The 22,361-nt window shown below is 74.3% G+C and carries 19 protein-coding genes and 1 tRNA gene; 4 read left to right on the top strand and 16 right to left on the bottom strand.

All coding sequences use genetic code 11. The features are described from left to right. Positions 1-142: 142 nt before the first annotated feature. From ACSNN7_RS18645 to ACSNN7_RS18630, 4 genes are read left to right on the top strand one after another with little or no spacing between them, the layout of a single operon-like run. Positions 143-355, top strand: coding sequence for a hypothetical protein (locus tag ACSNN7_RS18645; RefSeq protein WP_436682087.1), 213 nt, complete (start codon positions 143-145; stop codon positions 353-355). Further along, entirely contained in the window at positions 352-1,923 is a 1,572-nt protein-coding gene (locus ACSNN7_RS18640) for a replication initiator (protein ID WP_436682086.1), read from the top strand. The genes ACSNN7_RS18645 and ACSNN7_RS18640 overlap by 4 nt, the downstream gene beginning before the upstream one ends. A gap of 57 nt (positions 1,924-1,980) precedes the next feature. Further along, a complete protein-coding gene (locus ACSNN7_RS18635; RefSeq protein ID WP_436682085.1) occupies positions 1,981-2,205 on the top strand; it encodes a helix-turn-helix transcriptional regulator in 225 nt (74 codons plus the stop codon). Beyond that, a complete protein-coding gene (locus ACSNN7_RS18630; protein ID WP_436682084.1) occupies positions 2,202-3,404 on the top strand; it encodes a tyrosine-type recombinase/integrase in 1,203 nt (400 codons plus the stop codon). The genes ACSNN7_RS18635 and ACSNN7_RS18630 overlap by 4 nt, the downstream gene beginning before the upstream one ends. Before the next feature lie 26 nt (positions 3,405-3,430). On the opposite strand, the gene ACSNN7_RS18625 is transcribed toward ACSNN7_RS18630, so the two are convergent. The 16 genes from ACSNN7_RS18625 to ACSNN7_RS18550 all read right to left on the bottom strand — a co-directional run bounded on the left by ACSNN7_RS18625 (position 3,431) and on the right by ACSNN7_RS18550 (position 22,343). Continuing rightward, positions 3,431-3,504, bottom strand: a tRNA-Pro gene (locus ACSNN7_RS18625). A 175-nt stretch (positions 3,505-3,679) separates the two neighbouring features. Beyond that, positions 3,680-5,086, bottom strand: a complete 1,407-nt coding sequence (gene der, locus ACSNN7_RS18620; RefSeq protein ID WP_436682083.1) for a ribosome biogenesis GTPase Der — start codon at positions 5,084-5,086, stop codon at positions 3,680-3,682. A 76-nt stretch (positions 5,087-5,162) separates the two neighbouring features. Beyond that, positions 5,163-5,843: a (d)CMP kinase gene (gene cmk / locus ACSNN7_RS18615; protein ID WP_436682082.1), complete on the bottom strand. Its 681-nt coding sequence runs from the start codon at positions 5,841-5,843 to the stop codon at positions 5,163-5,165. A 190-nt stretch (positions 5,844-6,033) separates the two neighbouring features. Further along, positions 6,034-6,804, bottom strand: a complete 771-nt coding sequence (locus ACSNN7_RS18610; RefSeq protein WP_436682081.1) for a pseudouridine synthase — start codon at positions 6,802-6,804, stop codon at positions 6,034-6,036. Then, on the bottom strand, positions 6,791-7,684 hold the full coding sequence (gene scpB / locus ACSNN7_RS18605) for an SMC-Scp complex subunit ScpB (protein WP_436682080.1): 894 nt from the start codon (positions 7,682-7,684) through the stop codon (positions 6,791-6,793). The genes ACSNN7_RS18610 and scpB overlap by 14 nt, the downstream gene beginning before the upstream one ends. Next, the gene (locus ACSNN7_RS18600) at positions 7,681-8,667 is read right to left on the bottom strand and encodes a segregation and condensation protein A (protein WP_436682079.1); all 987 of its coding nucleotides are present in this window, start codon (positions 8,665-8,667) and stop codon (positions 7,681-7,683) included. The genes scpB and ACSNN7_RS18600 overlap by 4 nt, the downstream gene beginning before the upstream one ends. A gap of 53 nt (positions 8,668-8,720) precedes the next feature. After that, positions 8,721-9,644 (bottom strand): ParA family protein, encoded by a 924-nt coding sequence (locus ACSNN7_RS18595; protein WP_436682078.1) that lies wholly within the window; start codon positions 9,642-9,644, stop codon positions 8,721-8,723. 189 nt (positions 9,645-9,833) lie between these two features. Continuing rightward, complete coding sequence (locus tag ACSNN7_RS18590; RefSeq protein WP_436682089.1) at positions 9,834-10,826, bottom strand: site-specific tyrosine recombinase XerD; 993 nt, start codon at positions 10,824-10,826, stop codon at positions 9,834-9,836. Beyond that, complete coding sequence (gene ald, locus ACSNN7_RS18585; protein ID WP_436682077.1) at positions 10,823-11,938, bottom strand: alanine dehydrogenase; 1,116 nt, start codon at positions 11,936-11,938, stop codon at positions 10,823-10,825. Before ald ends, ACSNN7_RS18590 begins: the two co-directional genes overlap by 4 nt. 462 nt (positions 11,939-12,400) lie before the next feature. Next, positions 12,401-13,006 carry an NUDIX hydrolase gene (locus ACSNN7_RS18580; RefSeq protein WP_334455781.1) on the bottom strand — a complete coding sequence of 202 codons (606 nt, stop codon included), beginning with the start codon at positions 13,004-13,006 and terminating at the stop codon, positions 12,401-12,403. Next, positions 13,003-14,754: a CTP synthase gene (locus tag ACSNN7_RS18575; RefSeq protein WP_436682076.1), complete on the bottom strand. Its 1,752-nt coding sequence runs from the start codon at positions 14,752-14,754 to the stop codon at positions 13,003-13,005. Before ACSNN7_RS18575 ends, ACSNN7_RS18580 begins: the two co-directional genes overlap by 4 nt. Positions 14,755-14,904: 150 nt before the next feature. Then, positions 14,905-17,451: a hypothetical protein gene (locus ACSNN7_RS18570; protein ID WP_436682075.1), complete on the bottom strand. Its 2,547-nt coding sequence runs from the start codon at positions 17,449-17,451 to the stop codon at positions 14,905-14,907. Then, positions 17,451-18,617, bottom strand: a complete 1,167-nt coding sequence (locus ACSNN7_RS18565; protein WP_436682074.1) for a glycosyltransferase family 4 protein — start codon at positions 18,615-18,617, stop codon at positions 17,451-17,453. The genes ACSNN7_RS18570 and ACSNN7_RS18565 overlap by 1 nt, the downstream gene beginning before the upstream one ends. A 118-nt stretch (positions 18,618-18,735) precedes the next feature. Continuing rightward, entirely contained in the window at positions 18,736-20,424 is a 1,689-nt protein-coding gene (gene murJ / locus ACSNN7_RS18560; RefSeq protein ID WP_436682073.1) for a murein biosynthesis integral membrane protein MurJ, read from the bottom strand. A 1-nt stretch (position 20,425) separates the two neighbouring features. Further along, positions 20,426-21,286 carry a hypothetical protein gene (locus ACSNN7_RS18555; protein WP_436682072.1) on the bottom strand — a complete coding sequence of 287 codons (861 nt, stop codon included), beginning with the start codon at positions 21,284-21,286 and terminating at the stop codon, positions 20,426-20,428. Between the two features lie 118 nt (positions 21,287-21,404). Continuing rightward, positions 21,405-22,343: a copper transporter gene (locus tag ACSNN7_RS18550; protein ID WP_436682071.1), complete on the bottom strand. Its 939-nt coding sequence runs from the start codon at positions 22,341-22,343 to the stop codon at positions 21,405-21,407. Positions 22,344-22,361: the final 18 nt, after the last annotated feature.

Here is a 22,361-nt window from a genome sequence, read left to right as displayed (position 1 = left end):
GCGACCACCAGGCCGCACACCCCGCCGGACAGCAACCCGACCACCACCGCGAGCGCCAGCGGCAGCGGCACCGACGTTGGCACCGTCCACCACCGACACTCCTGTCACCGCGTCTGACGCTGCCCAACCTCCGCTGCCGATCGTGGCCCCGGACCTGCTCGCCCGAGCGACCCGCGTCGCGAAGCAGTACCGCACCGAGCACGGCACGCCGATCACCCCGGGCCAACTGGCCGTCCGCCTCAAGGTGACCTCCGACGAGGCCATGCAAGCCCTCGCGGTCCTGGACCTCGACCGCAACACCAGCAACCGACCCGTCCGACCCGCCAACGGACGCCCCGCGAAGGCGACCCGTTGACCGTCTCGACGCTGACCGTCGTACCCGAAGCTTCCGCTTCGGGTACGGCCCCGTGCGCCGAGCCGACCCCAGCACCGGCCTGGTACGCCACCTCCACCGACATCCGGCTCCAGGCCGCCGCCCGGCTCACCCAACCCGACCTCGCCGAATGGCTGCGCCACGTCCGCCCGGCCGCCGGCTGCACCCGCCCGATCCGCCTGGTCGGCACCATGGCCACCGTCGAGGCCGCCACCGGCCGCCTCCTGTCCGAGCGGTCAACGGCCGACATGCCCGACGGCGTCATCTACAAGCCGTGCGGCAACCGCCGCGCCGCCGTCTGCCCGACCTGCTCCAAGCTCTACCAACGCGACGCCTACCAGGTGGTCCGCGCCGGCCTGGTCGGCGGCAAGGGCATCCCGGAGCAGGTCGCCCACCACCCGGCGGTCTTCCCGACCTTCACCGCCCCGTCCTTCGGCGAGGTACACACCCGCTACGTCAAGCGGCACACCTGCGCCCGCCGCGCCTCCTGCGACTGCCGGCCCGAACCCTGCCACCCCCGCCGGGAGTCGACCGTGTGCCCGCACGGCGTGCGGCTGGTCTGCTTCGCCCGCCACGAGGACACCGACGCCCGGTTGGGCACGCCGCTGTGCCTGGACTGCTACGACCACGACGCCCAAGCGGTCTGGAACCTCTCGGCCGGGGAGCTGTGGCGGCGCACCACCATCGCCATCAACCGCTACATGCACCGACTGGCCACCGCACGCGGCATTCCGGACGTGCCGGTGGTGTCCGAGCGCACCGGCAAGATCCGGTGGGTGTCGCCGGTGCGGCTGTCGTTTGGCAAGGCCGCCGAGATGCAACGGCGCGGCGTCGTGCACTTCCACGCCATCATCCGCCTCGACGGCCGCGACCCCGACGACCCGGAGGCCATCGTCCCGGCCCCGCCGCAGCTCGATGCCGCCGACCTGGTGGCCGCCGTCGACCACGCCGCCGCCACCGTCGCCTTCACAACCGCCGACCATCCCGCCCACCCCGGAGGGTGGCCGATCGCCTGGGGCACCCAGGTGTTGACGAAGGTGATCACGGTGGCCGGGCGGGGTGAGGTGACCGACGCGCAGGTGGCCGCGTACCTGGCCAAGTACGCCACCAAGTCCACCGAGGTCACCGGCCACGCCTCCAACCGGCTCACCGCCGACAGCATCGACATCTACGCCGACCCGGCCGGCACCCACACCGAACGCCTGGTCGACGCGTGCTGGACGCTCGGCACGCCGCGCGACTGGCGGCGGCTGCGCCGATGGGCGCACATGCTCGGCTTCGGCGGCCACTTCCTCACCAAGTCCCGCCGCTACTCGATCACCTTCGCCCTGCTGCGCAACCAGCGCGTCGTGTTCCGCCGTGCCCAGAGCAGCGGGCCGCAGGAAGCCGCGGTCGACGCCGAGCCGACGACGCTCGTGGTCAACTTCCTGCAATTCGTGGGCGCCGGATGGCACACCACCGCTGACGCCATGCTCGCCAACGCATCCGCCGCGATGGCCCGAGAGCACCAGGCCGCCGCCCGCGAGTACCTACAGACCCTCGTCGCCTGACGCGCGATCCAGCGTCAAGCCCACCTTGACAGCAGAACCGACAACATTGGGGATCCGATGAGCATCGATGTACCGACAGCACCGGGCGCGCTGCTGACCACAGAGGAGCTTGCCCGGCTCGTAAAGGTCGACCCGTCCACCGTCCGGCGGTGGCGCACCGCCAACCCCGTCCAGGGGCCGGCGTTCATCCGGTTGTCCGCTCGGGTCGTCAAGTACGACCCGGAGGATGTGCGGGCGTGGTTGGAGCGGCACCGCACGGACCCGCAGGACTCGGCTCGATGAGCACTCCCCTGCTCCCGATCGGCGTCGCCGTCTCCACCGACGTCGAGCACCGTCCCGGCCGGCCGAACCCGTACCGTGCCCGGGTCCGGTGGGTCGACCCGGCGTCGGGCCGACGCCGCTCCAAGTCGCAGGCGTTCGCGGATGCCGAGCAGGCGCAAGCCTGGCTCGGCACCATGCAGCGCGCGGCGAGGGGCGGCGTCGACCCCGACGCGGCGTCGATGCGGCTGGCGCAGTACGGCGAGAGCGTGATGCGGTTGGCGCTGCGCGGCCTGGAGGGCAAGACGCTCGACCCGTACCTGGCGGGGTGGCGCAGGCGGGTCGTGCCGACCCTCGGCCACCTGCCCGTCCGGATGATCACGAACGGTGCGGTGGACCGGGCCGCGCACGGCTGGATCTCCGAGGGCTGCGGGCGGTCGACGGTGAAGAACAGCCTTGCCGTGCTGGTGCGGGTCTTGGAGCAGGCGGTGCGCGACGGTCTGATCGACCGCAACCCGGCGCGGCTGACCGGGTGGCAGCGGGAGTATCAGCGGGCCGAGGACGAGTTGGACAACCCGCGTTCCCTGGCGCTGCCCGACTGGACCGCGCTCGCCACCCTGGCGGCGGCGTTGGTCGATCGCTCGCACGGCCGCTACCCCGGTTGGGGTGAGGTGGTGATGTTCGCGGCCGGCACGGCGGCCCGGATTGGTGAGGTGTCGGGCGTGCGCAAGGGCGACATCGACCGCGACTCCTGGCTGTGGACGGTGCGCCGGCAGACCACCACCGGCCCCGGCGGCCTGGTCGACAAGGGCACCAAGGGCAAGCGGGCGCGGCAGGTGCCCATCATCGAGGAGCTGCGGCCGATGGTAGCCGCGAAGCTCGACCGGATCACCGAGGATGACGGCCGGCTGTTCGTCGGTCCTCGCGGCGGCCGGATCAGCACGGCGGTGCTGCGCGACGCGACGCACTGGGACGAGGTGGTCAGCTCGCTGGGCTTCGAGTACCTGAGGCGGCACGACCTGCGGCACACCGGGCTGACCTGGATGGCGGATGCTGGGGTGCCCGTGCACGTCTTACGGAAGATCGCCGGTCACGGCTCGCTCATGACGACTCAGCGGTATCTGCATCCGGATCGGCAGTCGATCCGGGCCGCCGGTGAGGCGCTGTCTTCGCATCTCACCGGCCTGAGGTCCCCAAATGGTCCCCAGCGGGGCATCGCATGATCGCGAGAAATGCCCCTCTACCTGCGTCGGGACGGCCGGATTCGAACCGACGACCCCTTGACCCCCAGTCAAGTGCGCTACCAAGCTGCGCCACGTCCCGATGCCCCCGCGCGGTCTCCCCCGCGGCAGCCGGTACAGCTTAGCGCAGGATCTTCGCACCACGCGCACAGGCCCCTCCCGCGTCGCGCCGCGTCCCACGCCACTCCCCCTAGACCGTCGAGGAAAGGCGATGCCGGGGAGAGCGTCGCTCTCCCCGGCATCGGAACAGCAGCAGGTCAGCCGTGCGCCTTGCCTCGGCCGCCGGGGCCGAGCTTCTTGCGTGGGCGTACGGAGATCTCCACCGGGCTGCCCTCGAAGCCGAACTCCTCGCGCAGCTTGCGCTCGACGAAGCGCTGGTAGCCGGCGTCCAGCGGCGCGGTGGTGAAGAGCACGAACCGCGGCGGGGCGACGCCCGCCTGGGTGGCGAAGAGGATCTTCGGGGCCCGGCCACCGCGCACCGGATGCGGGGTGGCCTGCACCAGCGCGGTCAGCCACTGGTTGAGATGTGCGGTCGGTACCCGGGTCTCCCAGCTCGCCAGCGCCTTGCGCAGCGCCGGTGCGAGCTTGTCGACCGCCCGGCCGGTCATCGCCGACAGGTTGAGCCGGATCGCCCAGGGGATCCGCCGCAGCTCCCGGTCGATCTCCTTGTCCAGGTAGTACCGGCGGTCGGCGTCGACCAGGTCCCACTTGTTGAAGGCGATGACCAGCGCCCGCCCAGACTCGGTGACCATGGTCAGGATCCGCTGGTCCTGCTCGCTGATCGGCTCGCTGGCGTCGAGCAGCACCACCGCGACCTCGGCCGCCTCGATGGCCGAGGAGGTCCGCAGGCTGGCGTAGTACTCGGTGCCGCTGGCCTTGCCGACCCGCTTGCGCAGCCCGGCGGTGTCCACCAGCTGCCAGGTCTCGCCACCGATCTCCACCAGGCTGTCGACCGGGTCGACGGTGGTGCCGGCGACCGAGTCGACCACGGCCCGCTCCTCGCCGGAGAACCGGTTGAGCAGGCTGGACTTGCCCACGTTGGGGCGGCCGACCAGCGCGACCCGGCGCGGGCCGCGGGGCCGGTTCTCGACGATCTTCGGCGCCTCGGGCAGAGCGTCCAGGATGGCGTCGAGCAGTTCGCCGGAGCCCCGGCCGTGCAGCGCGGAGACCGGGTACGGCTCACCGAGGCCGAGCGACCAGAGCGAGGTCGCCTCCATCTCGATGGCGGTGTTGTCGGTCTTGTTCGCCACCAGGATGACCGGCTTGGCGCTGCGCCGCAGCATCTTCACCGCGGCCTCGTCCACGTCGGTCGAACCGACCATCGCGTCGACCACGAAGACCACCACGTCGGCGGTGGCCACGGCCGTCTCGGCCTGCGCGGCGATCGCCGCGGCCCGGTCCTTCGCGTCCGGCTCCCAGCCACCGGTGTCCACCACGGTGAACGCCCGGCCGTTCCACTGCGCGTCGTAGGGCACCCGGTCCCGGGTGACCCCGGGGACGTCCTCGACGACCGCCTGGCGGCGGCCGATGATCCGGTTGACCAGCGTCGACTTGCCCACGTTGGGGCGGCCGACCACGGCCACCACCGGCTGCGGGCCGGACGGCTCCTCGACGTCGAGGTCCGGCTCCCGCAGCTCGACCCAACCGCCGTTGTCCTCGCTCATGCTGCAGCCTCGCTTCGCTCGCCGGCAGCACGAGACTGCGCCGCACTGTGCCGAATGATTCGCTCGCTCCGCTCGCTCATGCCACGCCCCGCTCGGTGAGCAGGTCGCGCAGCCGGGCGACGACTCCGTCGATGCTCAGCTCGGTGGTGTCCACCTCGACCGCGTCCGGAGACTGCTGGAGGGGGTTGACCTTGCGGGTCGAGTCGAGCCGGTCCCGCCGGGCCAGGTCGGCGGCGGTCGCCGCCACGTCGGCCGCGTCCTCGGCGCTGCGCCGCTGGGCGCGGGCCGTCTCCGAGGCGGTCAGGTAGACCTTCAGGTCGGCGTCGGGCGCCACCACCGAGCCGATGTCGCGGCCCTCGACCACGATCCGGCCGGCGTTGGCGATCATCTGACGCTGCCGGGCGACCAGCAGCTCGCGCACCGCCGCCACGGCGGCCACGGCGGAGACCGCCCCGGTCACCTCCGGGCCACGGATCTCCCGGTCGACGTTCACGCCGTCGGCGGTCACCCCGTACCCCTTCGGGTCGGTGCCGATGCGCAGGTCGACCTCGCGGGCGACCTTGGCCACCGACTCCACGTCGGTCAGGTCGACCCCGGAGCGCAGCACGGCCCAGGTGATCGCCCGGTACATGGCCCCCGTGTCGAGGTAGCGGGCACCGAGGCTGACGGCGAGCCGCCGCGAGACGGTGGACTTACCCGTACCGGACGGCCCGTCCACAGCGACCACGCAGCGCCCGGCCCGTACGTTTTCCTCCACCGTCGTCCTCCTCAGCCCGTACCTCGCGGGTCACCGGTGTCTCCGGCGCCGTTGAGCGGTTGTCCATCGTCAATCATGCCCGCGCCTCGCGGGCGGCGGCGCGAGACGCCGCCGGGGGCGACCCGCGCCACCCCGCCGGCCCGCCGGCCGCGACGAAGCCTACCGGCAGCCCTACCCCGATCGCGGGGGGTCAGTCACCCACGGCCTTGAACAGGGCCGCGACCTCGGCGTTGGTCAGCCGCCGGGTCCGTCCGGCGCGCAGGTCGCCCAGCCGGATCGGCCCGATCGCGGTACGCACCAGCCGCGACACCGGGTGCCCGACCTCGGCGAGCAGCCGCCGGACGATGTGCTTGCGCCCCTCGTGCAGGGAGAGTTCCACCTGGGCGGTCTTGCCCAGGGTGTCGACCACCTTGAACGAGTCGACCTTCACCGGGCCGTCCTCCAGCTCGACCCCGGCCATCAGCCGCTTGCCCAGGTTGCGCGGGATCGGCCCGGCCACCTCGCACAGGTAGGTCTTCAGCACCTCGTACGACGGGTGCATGAGCTTGTGGGCGAGGTTGCCGTCGTTGGTGAGCAGCAGCAGGCCCTCGCTGTCGGCGTCGAGCCGCCCGACGTGGTAGACCCGCTGCTCGACCCGGTTGCCGATGAAGTCGTTGAGCGCGGTGCGTCCCTTTTCGTCCGCCATGGTGGAAACCACCCCGCGCGGCTTGTTCATGGCCAGGTACACCAGCCGGTTGTCGGCCTGCAGGCGCTCGCCGTCGACGTGGATGACGTCGTGGGTCGGGTCGACCTTGTCGCCGAGCTGGGCGACCCGGCCGTTGACGGTGACCCGACGGCGGAAGATCAGGTCCTCGCAGGCGCGCCGGGAGCCGACGCCGGCGGCGGCGAGCACCTTCTGCAGGCGCTCGGCCCCCTCGTAGGTGGGCGCGTCGGGTCGGGGGGTGCGGTCATCGCGTGGCATCAGCAAGCTCTTCTACGTCGTCGGGGAGGAACGGGGCGAGCGGCGGGAGGTCGTCCACCGAGTTCAGCCCCAGCTTCTCCAGGAACATCGTGGTGGTCCGGTAGAGGAACGCCCCGCTGTCCGGTTCGGTGCCGCACTCCTCGACCAGCCCGCGGGACACCAGCGTACGGATGACCCCGTCGCAGTTGACACCCCGGATGGCCGAGATCCGCGAACGGGTGACCGGCTGCTTGTAGGCGATCACCGCGAGGGTCTCCAGCGCGGCCTGGGTCAGCCGGACCGACTGCCCGTCCAGGACGAATCGTTCCACGTAGGTGGCGTACTCCGGGCGGGTGTAGAGACGCCAGCCACCGGCCGCCCGGCGCAGCTCGAAGCCGTGCCCGGCGGCGGTGTAACCGGCCGCGATCTCGTCCAGCATCGGCCCGACCCGCTCGGCGGGCTGCTCCAGCACCTGGGCCAGGACCAGCTCGCTGACCGGCTCGTCCACCACCAGCAGGATGGCCTCCAGCGCGCCGCGCAGCTCCGCGTCGTCCAGCATCCGCGCCGGCTCCGGCGCGGGGGTCGCCCGCCGCCGGGGTGCCGGTTGCTTCCGGGGTACGCCGGCCGCCGCGCCCTCCCCCGCCGGCTCGTCGGCGCCACCCGCCGGCGCGGGAGCAGCGGTCGCCTCGGCGTCCTCCGGAGCCGCCGGCACGGCAGTCGGCTCGGTGTCGCCCGCCGGTACGGGCGCCTCGGTGAGCTCGGCGGCCGGCTCGCACGCCTCGGCGAGGGGCTCGTCGGACGCCTCGGCGGGCTCGTCGCGGGGCGGGGTGGGGCGTTCCCAGGGTGGGATCCAGGCGGCCGCCTGGTCGGCCAGGGAGTCCCGGCGCTCCTCGTCGCTCATCCCGCTCGCTCCTCCGTCGTACCCGTGGTGTTCCCGCCCGCCGGCTCGGCCGGCGCGCCCGCCGCAGCATCGTCGGGTGCCGCCGCTTCGGGCGAGCCGGCGTACTCGTCGATGTGCAGCTCGGTGTCGCCGTCGGCGGGGCCGGTCCAGCGCACCGTCAGCTCCTCCAGCGCCTGGTCCTGCACGAAGGAGACCAGCCCCTCCCGGTACAGCTCCAGCAGCGCCAGGAAGCGGGCCACCACCTCCAGGGTGATCTCGCAGTCGGCGCAGAGCAGCGAGAAGGTGGCGGTCCCGGCGCGGCGCAGCCGCTCGGTGAGGATCGCCGCGTGTTCCCGGACGCTGACCCGCACCATGTGCACGTGCGCGATGGAGACCTCGGGCGTCGGCTTCGGGGTCATCGCCCGGATCGCGAGCTTGAGCAGCCGCTCCGGGCCGATGCCGAGGACCAGGTCGGGCAGCGCCTCGGCGTACCGGGGCTCCAGGGTGACCGCCCGCGGGTAGCGCCGGCCGCCGACCGCCTCCAGCTCGGCGATGTGCGCCGCCGCCTCCTTGTACGCCTTGTACTGCAACAGCCGGGCGAAGAGCAGGTCCCGCGCCTCCAGCAGGGCCAGGTCCTCCTCGTCCTCGACCTCGGCGGCGGGCAGCAGCCGGGCCGCCTTCAGGTCGAGCAGGGTGGCCGCGATGAGCAGGAACTCGCTCGCCTCGTCCAGGTCCCACTGGTCGCCCATCGCCCGGATGTAGGCGATGAACTCGTCGGTGACCTGGTGCAGGGCCACCTCGGTGACGTCGAGCTTGTGCTTGCCGATCAGTTGCAGCAGCAGGTCGAAGGGGCCGGTGAAGTTCGCCAGCCGGACGGTGAACCCGGCGCTCTCCCCGGCCTGCGGCACCCCGGCCGCGTCCGTGGCCACCTCGGCGGCGGCCTCGGCGGCCAGCACGGGGGGCTGCTCCGGGGTCGTCGGCGGGTCCAGGGGTGGGGCGGTCACCGGACGACCGTAGTCCACACCCCGGGCCGACCGGCGGGAAGGTGCACCGCGAGCTACCGGTCCGCCTGGGCGGCGATCACCTCACGGGCCAGCTGCCGGTAGTTGCGTGCCCCGGAGGAGGCCGGGTCGAGGGAGGTGATCGGCGCACCGGCCACCGTGGACTCGGGGAACTTCACGGTCTTGGTGATGACGGTCTGGTAAACCTTGTCGCCGAACGCCTCGACCACCCGTTGCAGCACCTGACGGCAGTGGGTCGTGCGGCTGTCGTACATGGTGGCGAGGATGCCCTCGAGCTCCAGGTCGAAGTTGAGCCGCTCGCGCACCTTGTCGATGGTGTCCAGCAGCAGCGCCACCCCGCGCAGGCTGAAGAACTCGCACTCCAGCGGGATGAGCACGCCGTGTGCGACGGTGAGCGCGTTGATCGCCAGCAGGCCCAGCGAGGGCTGGCAGTCGATCAGGATGTAGTCGTACTCCTTGCGCACCGACCGCAGCACCCGGGCCAGGGCCATCTCCCGGGCGACCTCGTTGACCAGCTGGATCTCGGCCGCGGAGAGGTCGATGTTGGCGGGCAGCAGGTGCAGCCCGGCGACGTCGGTCTTGATCAGGACGTCCTCGGCGGTGACATCGTCCTGCATGAGCAGGTTGTAGACCGACAGGTCGAGGTTGTGCGGGTTGACGCCCAGCCCGACCGAGAGGGCGCCCTGCGGGTCGAAGTCGACCAGCAGCACCTTGCGGCCGTACTCGGCGAGCGCCGCACCGAGGTTGATGGTGGTGGTCGTCTTCCCGACGCCACCCTTCTGGTTGGCCATCGCGATGATGCGCGCCGGCCCGTGCCGGTCGGTCGGCATCGGTTCCGGGATCGGCTTGCGCATCGTGTAGGCGGCCGGGTCCGCCGGACCCAGGTCCGCGCCGAGCGACGCCTGCTGCTCGCGGAGCTCCGACGTCCAGGCGTCGGCACGATCACCGTTGCCAGCCATGTCCTCGTTGCCCCCTCCCGACGACCACCGGCGTCGGAGCCGTCCGACGTCCTGCGCGGCGCCGCTGCGCACCCCGGATGTCGCCCCAGGAGGTCCGCGCCGATGCCGACTGTACGCCACCGACCAGCAGCGCGTTCGGTACCGGTCCGGCGTGTCGGCCGTCCCGCCCGGTCCGGGTGGGCGGCCCGGTCAGCCGCGGGCGCGGGGGTGTGCGGTCGCGTACACCTCGCGCAGCCGCTCCACGGTGACCAACGTGTACACCTGGGTGGTGGTGACCGAGGCGTGGCCGAGCAGTTCCTGCACCACCCGCACGTCCGCACCGCCGTCGAGCAGGTGGGTCGCGTACGAGTGGCGCAGGGTGTGCGGGGAGACGGCGTGCGGCCCGTCCACGGGCAGCCCGGCGCGCTCGGCGGCGCGGCGCAGGATCGTCCAGGCGCCCTGCCGGGTCAGCGCGCCGCCCCGGGCGTTGACGAAGACCGCCGGGGTGCCCCGGCCGGCGGCGACCAGCCCGGGCCGGGCCCGCACCAGCCAGGCGCGCAGCGCCTCGACGGCGTACCCGCCGATCGGGACCAGGCGGGTCCGCCCGCCCTTGCCCCGCAGCAGCGCGGTGCCCTCGTCGACGTCGAGGTCGTCCACCGCGGCGCCGACCGCCTCGGAGATCCGCGCGCCGGTGCCGTACAGGAATTCCAGCAGTGCCCGGTCGCGCAGCGCGAGGGCCGCGCCGTCGCCGGCGGCCGTCACCGGCCCGGCCGTCTCCAGCAGCCGGACCACGGCGTCGACCGGCAGCGCCCGGGGCAGCCGGCGCGGCGGCGTGGGCGGCCGGACGTCGCGGCTGGGGTCGGTGCCGGCCAGCCCCTCGCGCAGCGCGAAGCGGTGCAGCCCGCGCACCGCGGAGGCCGCCCGCGCCGCCGAGGAGACCGCCAGCGGCGGCTGGCCGTCGTCGCCGGCCCGCAGCCGGGCCAGGTGCGCCTCGACCTGCCCCGGTCCGACGGCGGCGAGGTCGCTCACCCCGGCCGCCGCCAGGGTGTCCAGGTACCGCTCCAGATCCCGCCGGTACGACGAGAGGGTGTTCGCCGACAGCCCGCGCTCGACGGTCAGGTGGTCGAGGTAGCCGCGGACGGCACGGCGCAGCGCCGGCGCGGGCTGTCCGCCCGCGCCGGCGGTGTCCGGTGCAGCGGTCAGGCCAGCACCTCGGCCAGCGGCAGCGTCGACATGCCGTGCGCCTCGGCGACCGGGCCGTAGGTGACCTGGCCGGCGTGGGTGTTCAGGCCCAGCGCCAGGGCCGGGTCGCGGCGCAGCGCCTCGCGCCAGCCCTGGTTGGCCAGCTCCAGCGCGTACGGCAGGGTGACGTTGGTCAGCGCGTAGGTGCTGGTGTTCGGCACCGCGCCGGGCATGTTCGCCACGCAGTAGAAGATCGAGTCGTGCACCTTGTAGACCGGGTCGGCGTGCGTGGTGGGCCGCGAGTCCTCGAAGCACCCGCCCTGGTCGATGGCGATGTCGACGAGCACGCTGCCGGGCTTCATCCGGGAGACCAGCTCGTTGGAGATGAGCTTCGGCGCCTTCGCGCCCGGCACCAGCACCGCGCCGATGACCAGGTCGGCGTCGAGCACCGCCCGCTCGATCTCGTACGCGTTGGAGGCGACGGTCTGCAGGTGGCCCCGGTAGATGGCGTCGGCCTGGCGCAGCCGGGCGACGTTCTTGTCCAGCAGCAGCACCTCGGACTGCAGGCCCAGCGCGATGGCGGCGGCGTTCAGGCCGGAGACACCGGCGCCGATGACCACGGTCTTCGCCGCGTACACGCCGGAGACGCCGCCGGGCAGCACGCCCCGGCCACCGCCGGTGCGCATCATGTAGAAGGCGCCCACCTGCGGGGCGAGCCGGCCGGCCACCTCGGACATCGGGGCGAGCAGCGGCAGCGACCGGTCGGGCAGCTCGACGGTCTCGTACGCGATGCCGGTGACCTTCCGGTCGATGAGCGCGTCGGTGCACTCCTTCGAGGCGGCCAGGTGCAGGTAGGTGAAGAGCACCTGCCCCTCGTGCATCCGGTGGTACTCCTCGGCGATCGGCTCCTTGACCTTGAGCACCAGCTCGGCGGTGTCCCACACCCCGTCGGCGGTGGGCAGGATCTTGGCGCCCGCGGCGGCGAACTCGTCGTCGGTGATGCTGGAGCCGATGCCGGCACCGGACTCGACGAAGACCTCGTGCCCGTGGCGGGTGAACTCGTTGACGCCCGCCGGCGTGATCGCCACGCGGTACTCGTGGTTCTTGACCTCGCGTGGGATTCCGACCTTCACGATGCAGACACCTCTCTTCGGGGCAGCTCACCCCCGACTGCTCGGCCCCGCGACGGCCCCTTTGCCGGCGCGGTCGACCGGTCCCGCCGGCGGCAGTCTAGGCGCGGGAGCACCCTCCGGGACCCAGCACAGTGACATCCGGTGCCCGATGCGCCTGACGATGTGTCAGGCGCACGGCCGCTCCCCTGCTCGGCGTTCGCCCTCATCGTCGCACCGCACGACCAGCACCGCCGGGCGGAAGCCGCAGGCGACACGCCGCGTGTCCACCCCGCCGCACTCGGTCCCGGCTGCTCGGCCCCGGTCACTCGGCCCGGCGCTCGGCCCCGATTGCGGCGTGTCGGGGCGTCCCGACGACAGGACACCCCGACGCGCCGCAAAGCGCGAGCCGGGGCGGGACGAGCCAGGCCAGGTACGCGGAAGGGCCGCGCGGCGAACCGCGCGCCCCTTCGGGGCGTACCCGATCTAGCGGGGCAGCGGGGCGTCGGCCCGGCGCAGCACCGACCAGCCGGTGTCGCGGGCCCGGGCGGCGGCGAGCAGCCCGGCCACGCACGGCCCGTTGGTGATCTCCCCGGCCAGCACCATGCCGACCGCCTCGTCCAGGTCGAGCCGGACGATCTGGATGTCGGCCTCCTCCTCGCGGCGCTCGTGCCGCTCGTCGGCCGGCACGTCGGCGAGGTCGCGGGCGAGGAACACCCGGACCACCTCGTCGGAGAAGCCCGGCGAGGTGTGCACGTCGACCAGCAGGTCGAGCGTGCCGGCGGTCAGGTCCGCCTCCTCGGCCAGCTCCCGGGCGGCCGCCGCCGGCAACTGCTCGCCGTCGACGTCCATCAGCCCGGCGGGCAGCTCCCACAGGTGCCGTCCCACCGGCTGCCGGTACTGCCGGACGAGCACCACCTGACCGGCGTCGTCCAGGGCCACCACGGCGACCGCGCCGACGTGCCGGACGTAGTCCCGCTTCGCGGTGTCGCCGCCGGGCATGGTCACCTCGTCGGTGACCACTGAGAAGATCCGGCCACGGAAGCGCTCCTGGCGGTCGCGCAGCTCGTAGCGGTGCTCGACGGCGCTCACGAGGCGGACGCCGCCTTCGCGGTGGCGCCGTTGCGGGAGGCCTTCTTCGGGCTCGGGGCCTCCGCCACCGCGTCCAGGTCCACCGGCAGCTGGTCGGCCTCCGAGTACGCCACGGCCGCCTTCACGAACGCTGCGAACAGCGGGTGCGGGCGGGTCGGGCGGCTCTTGACCTCCGGGTGCGCCTGGGTGGCCACGAAGAACGGGTGCAGGCTCCGGTCCAGCTCGATGAACTCGACCAGCCGGCCGTCCGGCGAGGTACCGGAGATGTGCAGGCCCGCCTTGGTGAGCTGGTCCCGGTAGGCGTTGTTCACCTCGTACCGGTGCCGGTGCCGCTCGCTGACCTCGGTGCTGCCGTACGCCTCCGCGACCAGCGACCCCTCGGTCAGCGCCGCCGGGTACGCCCCGAGCCGCATGGTGCCGCCCAGGTCGCCCTTGCCGGCGACGATGTCCTCCTGGTCGGCCATCGTGGCGATGACCGGGTGCTTGGCGTCCTCGTCGAACTCCAGCGAGTTGGCCCCGTCCAGCCCGGCCAGGTGGCGGGCCACCTCGATGGTCATGCACTGCAGGCCGAGGCAGAGGCCGAGCAGCGGGATGCCGTTCTCCCGGGCGTACCGGGCGGTGCCGATCTTGCCCTCGATGCCGCGCACGCCGAAGCCGCCCGGGATGACGATGCCGTCCGCGCCGGCCAGGGCGGCCGCCGCGCCGGCCGGGGTGACGCAGTCGTCGCTGGGCACCCAGCGCAGCTGCACCCGGGCCCGGTGGCCGAAGCCGGCGGCCCGGATCGCCTCGCTCACCGACAGGTACGCGTCGGGTAGGTCGACGTACTTGCCGACCACCGCGACGGTCACCGTGTGGTGCGGCTGGTGCACCCGGTCCAGCAGGTCGTCCCAGCTGGCCCAGTCCACGTCCCGGAAGGAGAGGCCGAGCCGGCGCACCACGTACGCGTCGAGGCCCTCGCGGTGCAGCACCTTCGGGATGTCGTAGATGCTCGGCGCGTCCGGGGCGGCGACGACCGCCTCGCGGTCCACGTCGCAGTAGAGCGAGAGCTTCTCCTTGAGCTTCTCCGGGATCTCCCGGTCGCAGCGCAGCACGATGGCGTCGGGCTGGATGCCGATGTTGCGCAGCTGGGCCACCGAGTGCTGGGTCGGCTTGGTCTTCAGCTCCCCCGAGGGCGCCAGGTACGGCACCAGCGAAACGTGCAGGTAGAAGCAGTTGTCCCGGCCGAGGTCGTGGCGGACCTGCCGGATCGCCTCCAGGAAGGGCAGCGACTCGATGTCGCCGACCGTGCCGCCGACCTCGGTGATCACCACGTCCGGGATCTGGCCGTCGCCGTCCGGGTCGGCCATGCCGACGATGCGCGACTTGATCTCGTTGGTGATGTGCGGGATCACCTGGACGGTGTCGCCCAGGTACTCGCCACGCCGCTCCTTGGCGATCACGTCCGAGTAGATCTGGCCGGTGGTGACGTTCGCCTTGCCGGACAGGTCCCGGTCGAGGAAGCGCTCGTAGTGCCCGACGTCGAGGTCGGTTTCGGCACCGTCCTCGGTGATGAAGACCTCGCCGTGCTGGAACGGGTTCATCGTCCCGGGGTCCACGTTGAGGTACGGGTCGAGCTTCTGCATCACCACGCGCAACCCACGCGCGGTGAGCAGATTGCCGAGGCTGGAGGCGGTGAGGCCCTTACCCAGCGAGGAGGCGACGCCCCCGGTGACGAAAATGTGCCTGGTCGTCCGTGCTGAAGGGGCCAAGGCCTGCTCCCGTGTCGTCCGTAGCGGTCGTGCGAACCGCCGTGCCGATCAGCAAAGTGATCACGCGATCCACGGGATTCCACGGTAACACCTCCCCGACCGGGTGCGGGCGTCGCACCCGCCCCGACCGGCTCCGAAGGCCGCCACGGCTCACCCCGTCGCGACCTCGGTCGATGTCGCGACGGGCGACTCCGGGGTCCGCGCGGCCGGTACGCCGGGGCGGTCGGTCCCCGCCGCCCGCTCGTCCGCGGGCCGCGCCCCGCCGTCGCCGTCCTCGCCGCCCCCGTCGTCGCTGCCGCCGACGGTGTCGCTGCCGCCGACGGTGTCGCTGCCGCCGACGGTGTCGGTGTCGGTCGTGGTGTCGGTATCGGTCGTGGTGTCGCCGGGCTCCGGGTTCCGGCCGCCGGGAGTGCCCTCGACCGCGGTGGGCGCCCCGCCGCCGGTCGCGTCGGCATCCCCGGTACGCCGGCCGTCAGCCTCCGCGCGGTCGGCCCGCAGGCCCTCCTCGGCCGTGGTGGTGGCACCCCCGCCCGGCCCGCCGTCCGGCGCGTCCCCGGCGGGCGGGCCGGACGGCCCGTCACCGCGCTGCCGGCCGGCGCCCGGCTGGGTGCGGTCGGTGGAGTGATCAAGGACCCGCAGCGAGGCGAGCGCCGCCATCGGCACCACCAGCGCGCCGGCCGCCCCGGCCACGTCCAGGGCCGACCCGCCCAGCAGCCCGCCGATCACGGCCGCCACGGCGGTGCCGGCCATCGCCGCCCGGATCGCCGGGTAGATGCCGAAGAGCCGCATCAGCCCACCCCAGGGCTGGAGCAGCGCGAACCAGACCAGCAGGGCGCCGACCACGGCCAGCACGGTCAGCGGGCTGTTCACCAGCGTCTCGAAGTTCGCGGTGCTGGCCCGGTGCACCGTCAACCCGCCGGTGCCGTCGCCGAGGGCGGCGAGGAACCGGCCGAGGCTGCCCCGCTCCTCCGCCGGCCGGCGCACGTCCACCACGGCATACCCGATGGTCAGCGCCAGCCCGGCCATCGCGGCCCAGACCAGCCGGCTGACGGTGAGCCAGCCGCCGGTGCTGATCGCGGCGGCCACCGCCACCCCGGCGGTCAGCGCGACCGCGCCGATCGGGTCCGCGCCGAGGTACGGGCTGCCGACCACCACGACGGCCGCGCCGCCGACCGTCACCACCACCATGGGCCGCCACGCCCGGCGGAACCGCTGGGCGAGCCAGCCGGCGCTGAGCAGCGCGCCGGCCAGGAACACCCCGAGGCCGACCGTGCCCAGCCCGGAGAACCGGCCGCCCTCCAGCGCCGAGTAGCCGACCACCCCGTTGAGCTGCAGCCGGGCCCCGCTGAGCACGTCCGCGCCGACGACCAGGGTGGCCAGCCCGGCGACCGCGCCGAGCGGGCCGAGGGTGCGGTCGTGGCCGGGGGCGAAGCGCACCAGGGCGGTGGCCGCCACGACCAGCGCCGCGGTCACCAGCGCGAACCACCAGCCGGCGTGGTCCACCCGCCACCAGGGCACCGCGTCGGCCAGCAGCGCGGCCGGCACCGCCAGCGCGGCGGCGATGAGCAGCAGCTCCACGGTCGCCACCACCCGGCGGGAGACCGGCGGCGGGCTGTGCGGGCCGGCGAGCCGGCGGGCCCGGCGCAGCAGCGGCAGCACGGTCACGAAGAGCGCCACCTGCGCCAGGGCGAGCAGGGCGAAGAACCAGCCGGCCACCGTCCGCTGGGCCCCGGCCTCCCGGTCGGCGTCGGCCGGGGCGGCGATCGCCGCGGCCAGGTCGTCCGGGCGGCCGTCGACGCGGATCGCCGGCCGGCCGAGGAAGAGCCGCTCGGGCATCGGCCGGCCGAGCGCGGCGAGCGCGGTCGGGGCCAGGTCGACCAGTTGCAGGTAACCCTCGCGGCCGGTGCTGGCCGAGGTGAGCAGGCCACCCTCCCAGCCCGGACCGTCGGCCACCGCCACGTGCAGCCGCGACGGCGTCTCGGTGTCGGAGACCCCGGCCACCATCACCAACGAGCGGAGCGGCCGGGCGGCGAGCACCGTCGCCAGCGCGGCGTCGACCCGGCGGGCCTCGGCCTTGCGGGTCGCCGGGTCGTCGCCGGCGATCGTGCCCAGGTCGACGATGCTCAGCACGCAGGAGCCGAGCAGGCCGGCCGGATCGTCGGGCAGCTTCGGGGCGTACCGGTCGACCCGGCCGAAGGGCCGGGCGGCGGCCACCGCCGCGCCGGGCCCGATCGCCACCGAGCAGCGCACCGACTCGGACAGCGAGCCGGGCACCGCCCCCCAGGGCAGCCGTTCCTGGTTGTGCTGGACCACGCGCTCCTGGTCGGGCAGGTTCGCGCCGATCCGGTCCGGCTGCTCGATCGTCACGCCGACCGACGGGCAGCCGCCCTGCTGCCGGCTGCCGTTCCAGGCCGCGTAGCTGCCCGCGCCGAGGGTGAGCCATCCGTCGACCGGGCAGGTGGGGCGGTGCGCCGAGCGGGTGGAGAGCGAGCCGATCGAGCCCTGCTCGGCCATCCGCCACAGGGTCGGGGTGGTCTGCGGGTCGACGTCGTCCCAGCGCAGCCCGGCCACGCCGGCGAGCACCACGAAGTCGGCGGTGCGCCGGGGCGCGCCGGTCTCCGGGCGGGCCGCCAGCGCGGTCACGCCGAGCACCACCACGAGCAGGGTGAGCAGGACCGGGGTCAGTCTGCGCAGCATCAGCGGCGTCCCGTCGAGGGGGTGTCCGCGCCCGGGGCGGCCGGCCCGGCGGGGTCGGGGTCCAGCTGGGCGTAGAGGTCGAGCAGCGCGGCGACGGTGTCCTCCTCGGTGGGCCAGGTCGCGGCGCGGGCGACGGCGCGGCGGGCCAAGTCGGCGCGGAGGCTCTCGTCGTCCAGCAGCGCCCGCACCGCCGCGTCGACCGCGTCGACGTCGCCCGGGGGCACCAGCACCGCGGCGTCGCCGACCAGCTCCGGCAGCCCGCCCACGGCGGTCGCCACCAGCGGTACGCCCGCGCGCAGCGCCTCCTGCGCGAACAGCTGCCGGGCCTCCCAGTCGCTGGTGACCACCGCCAGGTCGGCCCCGGCGAGCAGGTCCGCCACGTCGGTGCGGTGCCCGAGCAGCGTCACCGGTGCCCGGGCCGCGGAGATCCGGGCGGCCAGTTGCAGGTACGCCGGACCGCTGCCGGCGATGACGACGGCCGGTGGCGGAGTCCGGGTACGCCACCGGGCCGCCGCGTCGACCAGCACGTCGTACCGCTTCTGCGGGTGCAGCCGGCCGACGGAGAGCAGCAGCGGCTGGCCCGGTCCGACGCCGAACTCGGCGCGGACGGCGGCGCGGCGCCGGCGCGGAGCGGGCAGGGTGGGTGCGGCGACCGGGGCGAGCCGGGCGTCGGTGGCGCCCAGCGCGGCGGCCCGCTCGACCAGGTCCGCCGAGGCGCCGAGGGCGACCCGGGCGGACCGGGCGACCACGCGCTCGACCAGCCGGGACAGGTGCCCGCGCACCCCTCCGGCGAGCACCGCGTTGTGCCAGGTGACCACGAGCGGCGCGGCCGGCCGGGCGAGCGCGGCCACCAGACCGGCGCGCAGCCCGTGCGCGTGCACGACCCGCACGGTCTCGGCGGCCAGCACCCCGCGCAGCGCGGTCACCGCCCGCGCGTCGGCCGGGGTGGGGCTGGCCGGGATCTCCACCGGGGCGAAGCGGGCGCCGACGGCGGTGAAGTCGAACTGGTCCTGGGTGGCGGCGGGCCCGCACACCAGCACGGACACGCCGGCCTCGGTCAGGCCGCGGGCCACCGAGCGCACGTGCTGCCCGACCCCGCCGGTGCTGGAGGCCAGCAGCAGGACGACCGTGCCCTGCCGGCCGGGCGCCGAGGTCCCGTCGGTCATCGGTGCTCACCTTCCGTTCGCGACTGCGGGGCTCGCAGACCCGGCTCACTCCTCGCGCTCACCGCGACATCTTCCGTTCGCGACTGCGGGGCTCGCAGACCCGGCTCACTCCTCGCGCTCACCGGGACACCGTCTCCTTCCCGTCGCCCCGTTCCGGGGGGCTGCCCTCCTGCGCCGGACCGGGCGCCGAGGCGCGCCGTCGCGCGGCCAGCCGGCCCACCCGGGCGAGCAGCGGCCGGACGTCCTGCCGGTCCGCCAGGTAGGCCACGCCGAGGAACACCACCGCCACCACGGCCCCGGACAGCATGCCCTGAGCGAGCGCCTCCGGTTTCGTCGGGGTGCCGTCGGTCACGTCGGCGAGCCAGCGGGAGGTGAGCGCTCCGGCGGGCGCGGCAAGCGCGGCGGCGAGCACGCCGGCGGTGGCCGCCCGACCCGCGCCGGACAGGGCCGCCCGGCCGGCGGAGCGGGCCACCACGGCCAGCAGCAGGCCGCCGAGGAGCAGCATCCCCAGCGAGTTGGCCAGGGTCACCGCCGGCACCCGGTCCCGCAGCGGCAGGGCCGCAGCGAGCAGCAGCACGGCGGCGGGCACCGACAGCCAGCCGAGCGCGGTGGCCCAGGTGGCGGTCCGGGTCTCGCCCCGGGCGTAGAGGGCGCGGGTGAGCACCGCGAAGAGGCCGTACCCGAGCAGCCCGGGCGCGAAGCCGGCGACCGCCGCGGCGGCGGCCGGCGCGGTCTGCGCCGGGAAGAAGAAGTACCCGATGGGCGTCGCCACGCCCACCAGGGCGGCGGCGCCGAGGCTGCTGAAGATCAGCACGCCGCGCACGGCGGGGGCGAGGGTCCGCCGGTAGGCGTCCTCGTCGCCGGCGGCCCGGGCCGCGGCCAGCGTCGGGTACGCCGCGACGGCCAGCGGCACCGCGAGCACCGCCCAGGGCAGCAGGTACACGGTCTGGGCGAGGTAGTAGACGCCGGGGTTGGTCGCCGCGCCGTAGGTGACCTGGTTGAGGCTGACGATCAACGCGATCTGCTGGGTGGTGACGGTCACCGCGCCGGCCACCGCCAGGCCGCCGACCCGGGCCCGGGCGTCGGCCGGGAAGCCGTACCCGGGGCGCAGCCGCAGGCCGAGCCGGCGCAGCGGGACCAGCAGCGACAGCGACAGCACCACCACCCCGACGGTGGTCCCGCCGGCCAGGATCAGCTCCCCCGCGCCGGTGACCCGGGCGACGGTGGCGAACCGCCCCTCGACGGCGGTGAAGGCGAGGTAGACCGTGATCACCGTGACGCTGCTGAGCAGCGGAGCGATCACCGGCCAGGCGAACCGCCGGTGCGCCTGGAGCACGCCGGTGAGCACGATACCCACGCCGTAGAGCGGCAACTGCGGCGCGAACAGCCGAAGCATCCGCTCGCCGCTGTGCTGCTGGGCGACGCTCAGGCCGTCGCCGAGCAGGCCGACGATGGGCCCGGCGGCCAGCGCCACCAGCACGGCCAGCGGCACCAGCAGGGTGACCGTCCAGGTGAGCAGCGCCCCGGTGGTGGCGGCGACCGCCCGCCGGTCACCGGCGGCAGCCGCGCCGGCCAGCAGCGGTACGACCAGGCTGGCCAGCGCCCCGCCGGCGACGATCTCGAAGATGAAGTTCGGTACGGCGTTCGCCACCACGTACGCGCCGCCGAGGTCGGTCGGGCCCAGCGTCCAGGTGAACACGGCGGTACGACCGAAGCCGGCCAGGCGGCTGACCACGGTGAGGACGGCGATGAGGGCAGCCGCTCCGGCCACACGGCCGGCGCCGGCGAGGGGTGCCGGTGTGGTCACGTCAGTCGGATCGCCGGCCCAGGGCGTCGAGTTCGCGCAGGCCGGGGGTACGCTGGATGACAGCCGTGAAGCTGACCTTCTCGCTGGCGGCGGTGAGCCCGGCGAGCACGGCCAGGATCCCGGCCCGGCCGACCGGCCCGGTACGGGCGGCCAGCGCCACGCCGAGCACCGCCCCGAGGGAGTTGGCGCCGCTGTCGCCGATCATCACCTGTTCGTCCAGGTCGTCGCCGAGCAGCCCGCCCGCCGCGCCCACCGCGCCCGCGGCGATGCCGCCGTGCGGGCCGCGGGCCAGCGGGGCGCCGAGCAGCAGGCCGTACTTCAACGCCCGGCCGGGGCGCAGGTCGAGCAGGTTGAGCAGGTTGGCGGTGCCGGCCACCACCCCGGCGCCGAGCAGCACGTCGACCGCGCGGGTCAGGGGGCCCTGGTTCGGCCGGCGCGCGGCGACCCGGGGGTCGGCGGCGAGCAGGGCGGCCGCGCCGAGCCCGGCGGCGCCCACCCCGACCACCTTGACCATGCCGGCGGTGACCCGGCCCTCGCGCAGTGCGGCCAGGTGGCCGGCGAAGCCCTTGGCGGTCTTCTGCTCGGGCCGCCCGCCCACCACGTCGTCGTAGAGCCCGACCGCCCCGGCGCCGAGGCCGGCCACCAGCGCCGCCGCGCCGGCGGGGACGCTGTCGGCGCCCAGCGCGCCGGCGCTCGCGGCGCCGACCGCGAGGGCCGGGCCGGCCGCGAGAGTGACGGTGTGGCCGCGGAAGTTGGTCCGCTCCAGCGCCGGGGCGGGCGGCGCGGTGCGGATCTCGCGCAGCGCGTACCGGGCGGTCGCGACGCCGACGGCGGCGGCCAGCAGCCGCCCCAGCCCGCTCACGCGGTGCCGCCGGACGGGACGGACGGGAGGACTCCGGTCACCGCGCTGCCTTCCGTTCGCGACTGCGGGGCTCGCAGACCCGGCTCTCTCCTCGCGCTCACCGAGGTACGTCGTTCGCTCACTGGGGCAGTCTAGGCAGCAGGGACCCGGCGTTGTCGCCGACGCCGTACTGGCCCGCCTTCTTCTCGGTGAGCTGCTGCATCAGGGCGAGGCTGGTGACCAGCTGGCCCTGCACGGTGTTGGCGTTGTCGACGGTGGAGATGGTCTGGGCGAGCACCGGGTCGCTCCGGACGATGCCGACGAGGTTGCCCCCGGCCGAGCCGTTGCCGCCCACCACGATCGAGCCGGTCCGGTCGAACTGCTCGGCGACCTTCACCACCGACTCGTCCTTCTTGGCGGAGTCCTTGTCCACGTACGGCTGCCCGCTGACCACCACGACGGCTTCGGCCGGCCCGGTGACCTTCTCCTCGGTGGTCAGGTAGCCCGCGTTGGAGTACGAGTTCAGCACGGCGCGCCGGTCGGCCTCGGCGACGGCGGGGGTGCCCTGGGCGCGGTCGAGCAGCACGCTGGCCAGCAGGGCGCTGGAGGTCTCCACCCCGTTGCCGTTGCCGGGCAGCGCGGAGGCGGGCGCGGTGGGCCGGGCGGCCGTCACCGCCAGCTCCATCAGGTTGGTGTTGTTGTCCGGGTTGATGAACTTGTCCTGCAGGTCCACCCGGCCGGTCACGTCCGCCCCGGCGAGTTCGAGCATCTTCAGCACGCCCTCGGTGTGGTCCCGGCCGGTGGGCAGGCTCAGCACCAGCACCCGCTTGCCGGTGAGCTTGCCCGGCAGGACGACCTGGGCCATCTGGGCCGCGAACTCCTCTTCGAGCTCCAGCTCCTTCTGCATGTTGTTGACCGACTGGCGCATCTGCTGGTTGTCCTTGCGCAGCGCGTTGACGTTCTCCTTGAGCGAGTCCGCCACCGGGCCGTTGAGGGCGGCCGTACCGACCACCAGGCCGATGGCCAGCGCCAGGAAGACCGCGGTCAGGGACACCACGTGGTACCGGAAGTTGATCACGCTTGCAGCCTCTTGATA

Source organism: Micromonospora sp. URMC 105, from assembly GCF_051386295.1.
GTDB lineage: Bacteria > Actinomycetota > Actinomycetes > Mycobacteriales > Micromonosporaceae > Micromonospora.
Note: the sequence above shows the minus strand (reverse complement) of the source record. Positions and strands in the feature narration are given on the sequence as shown.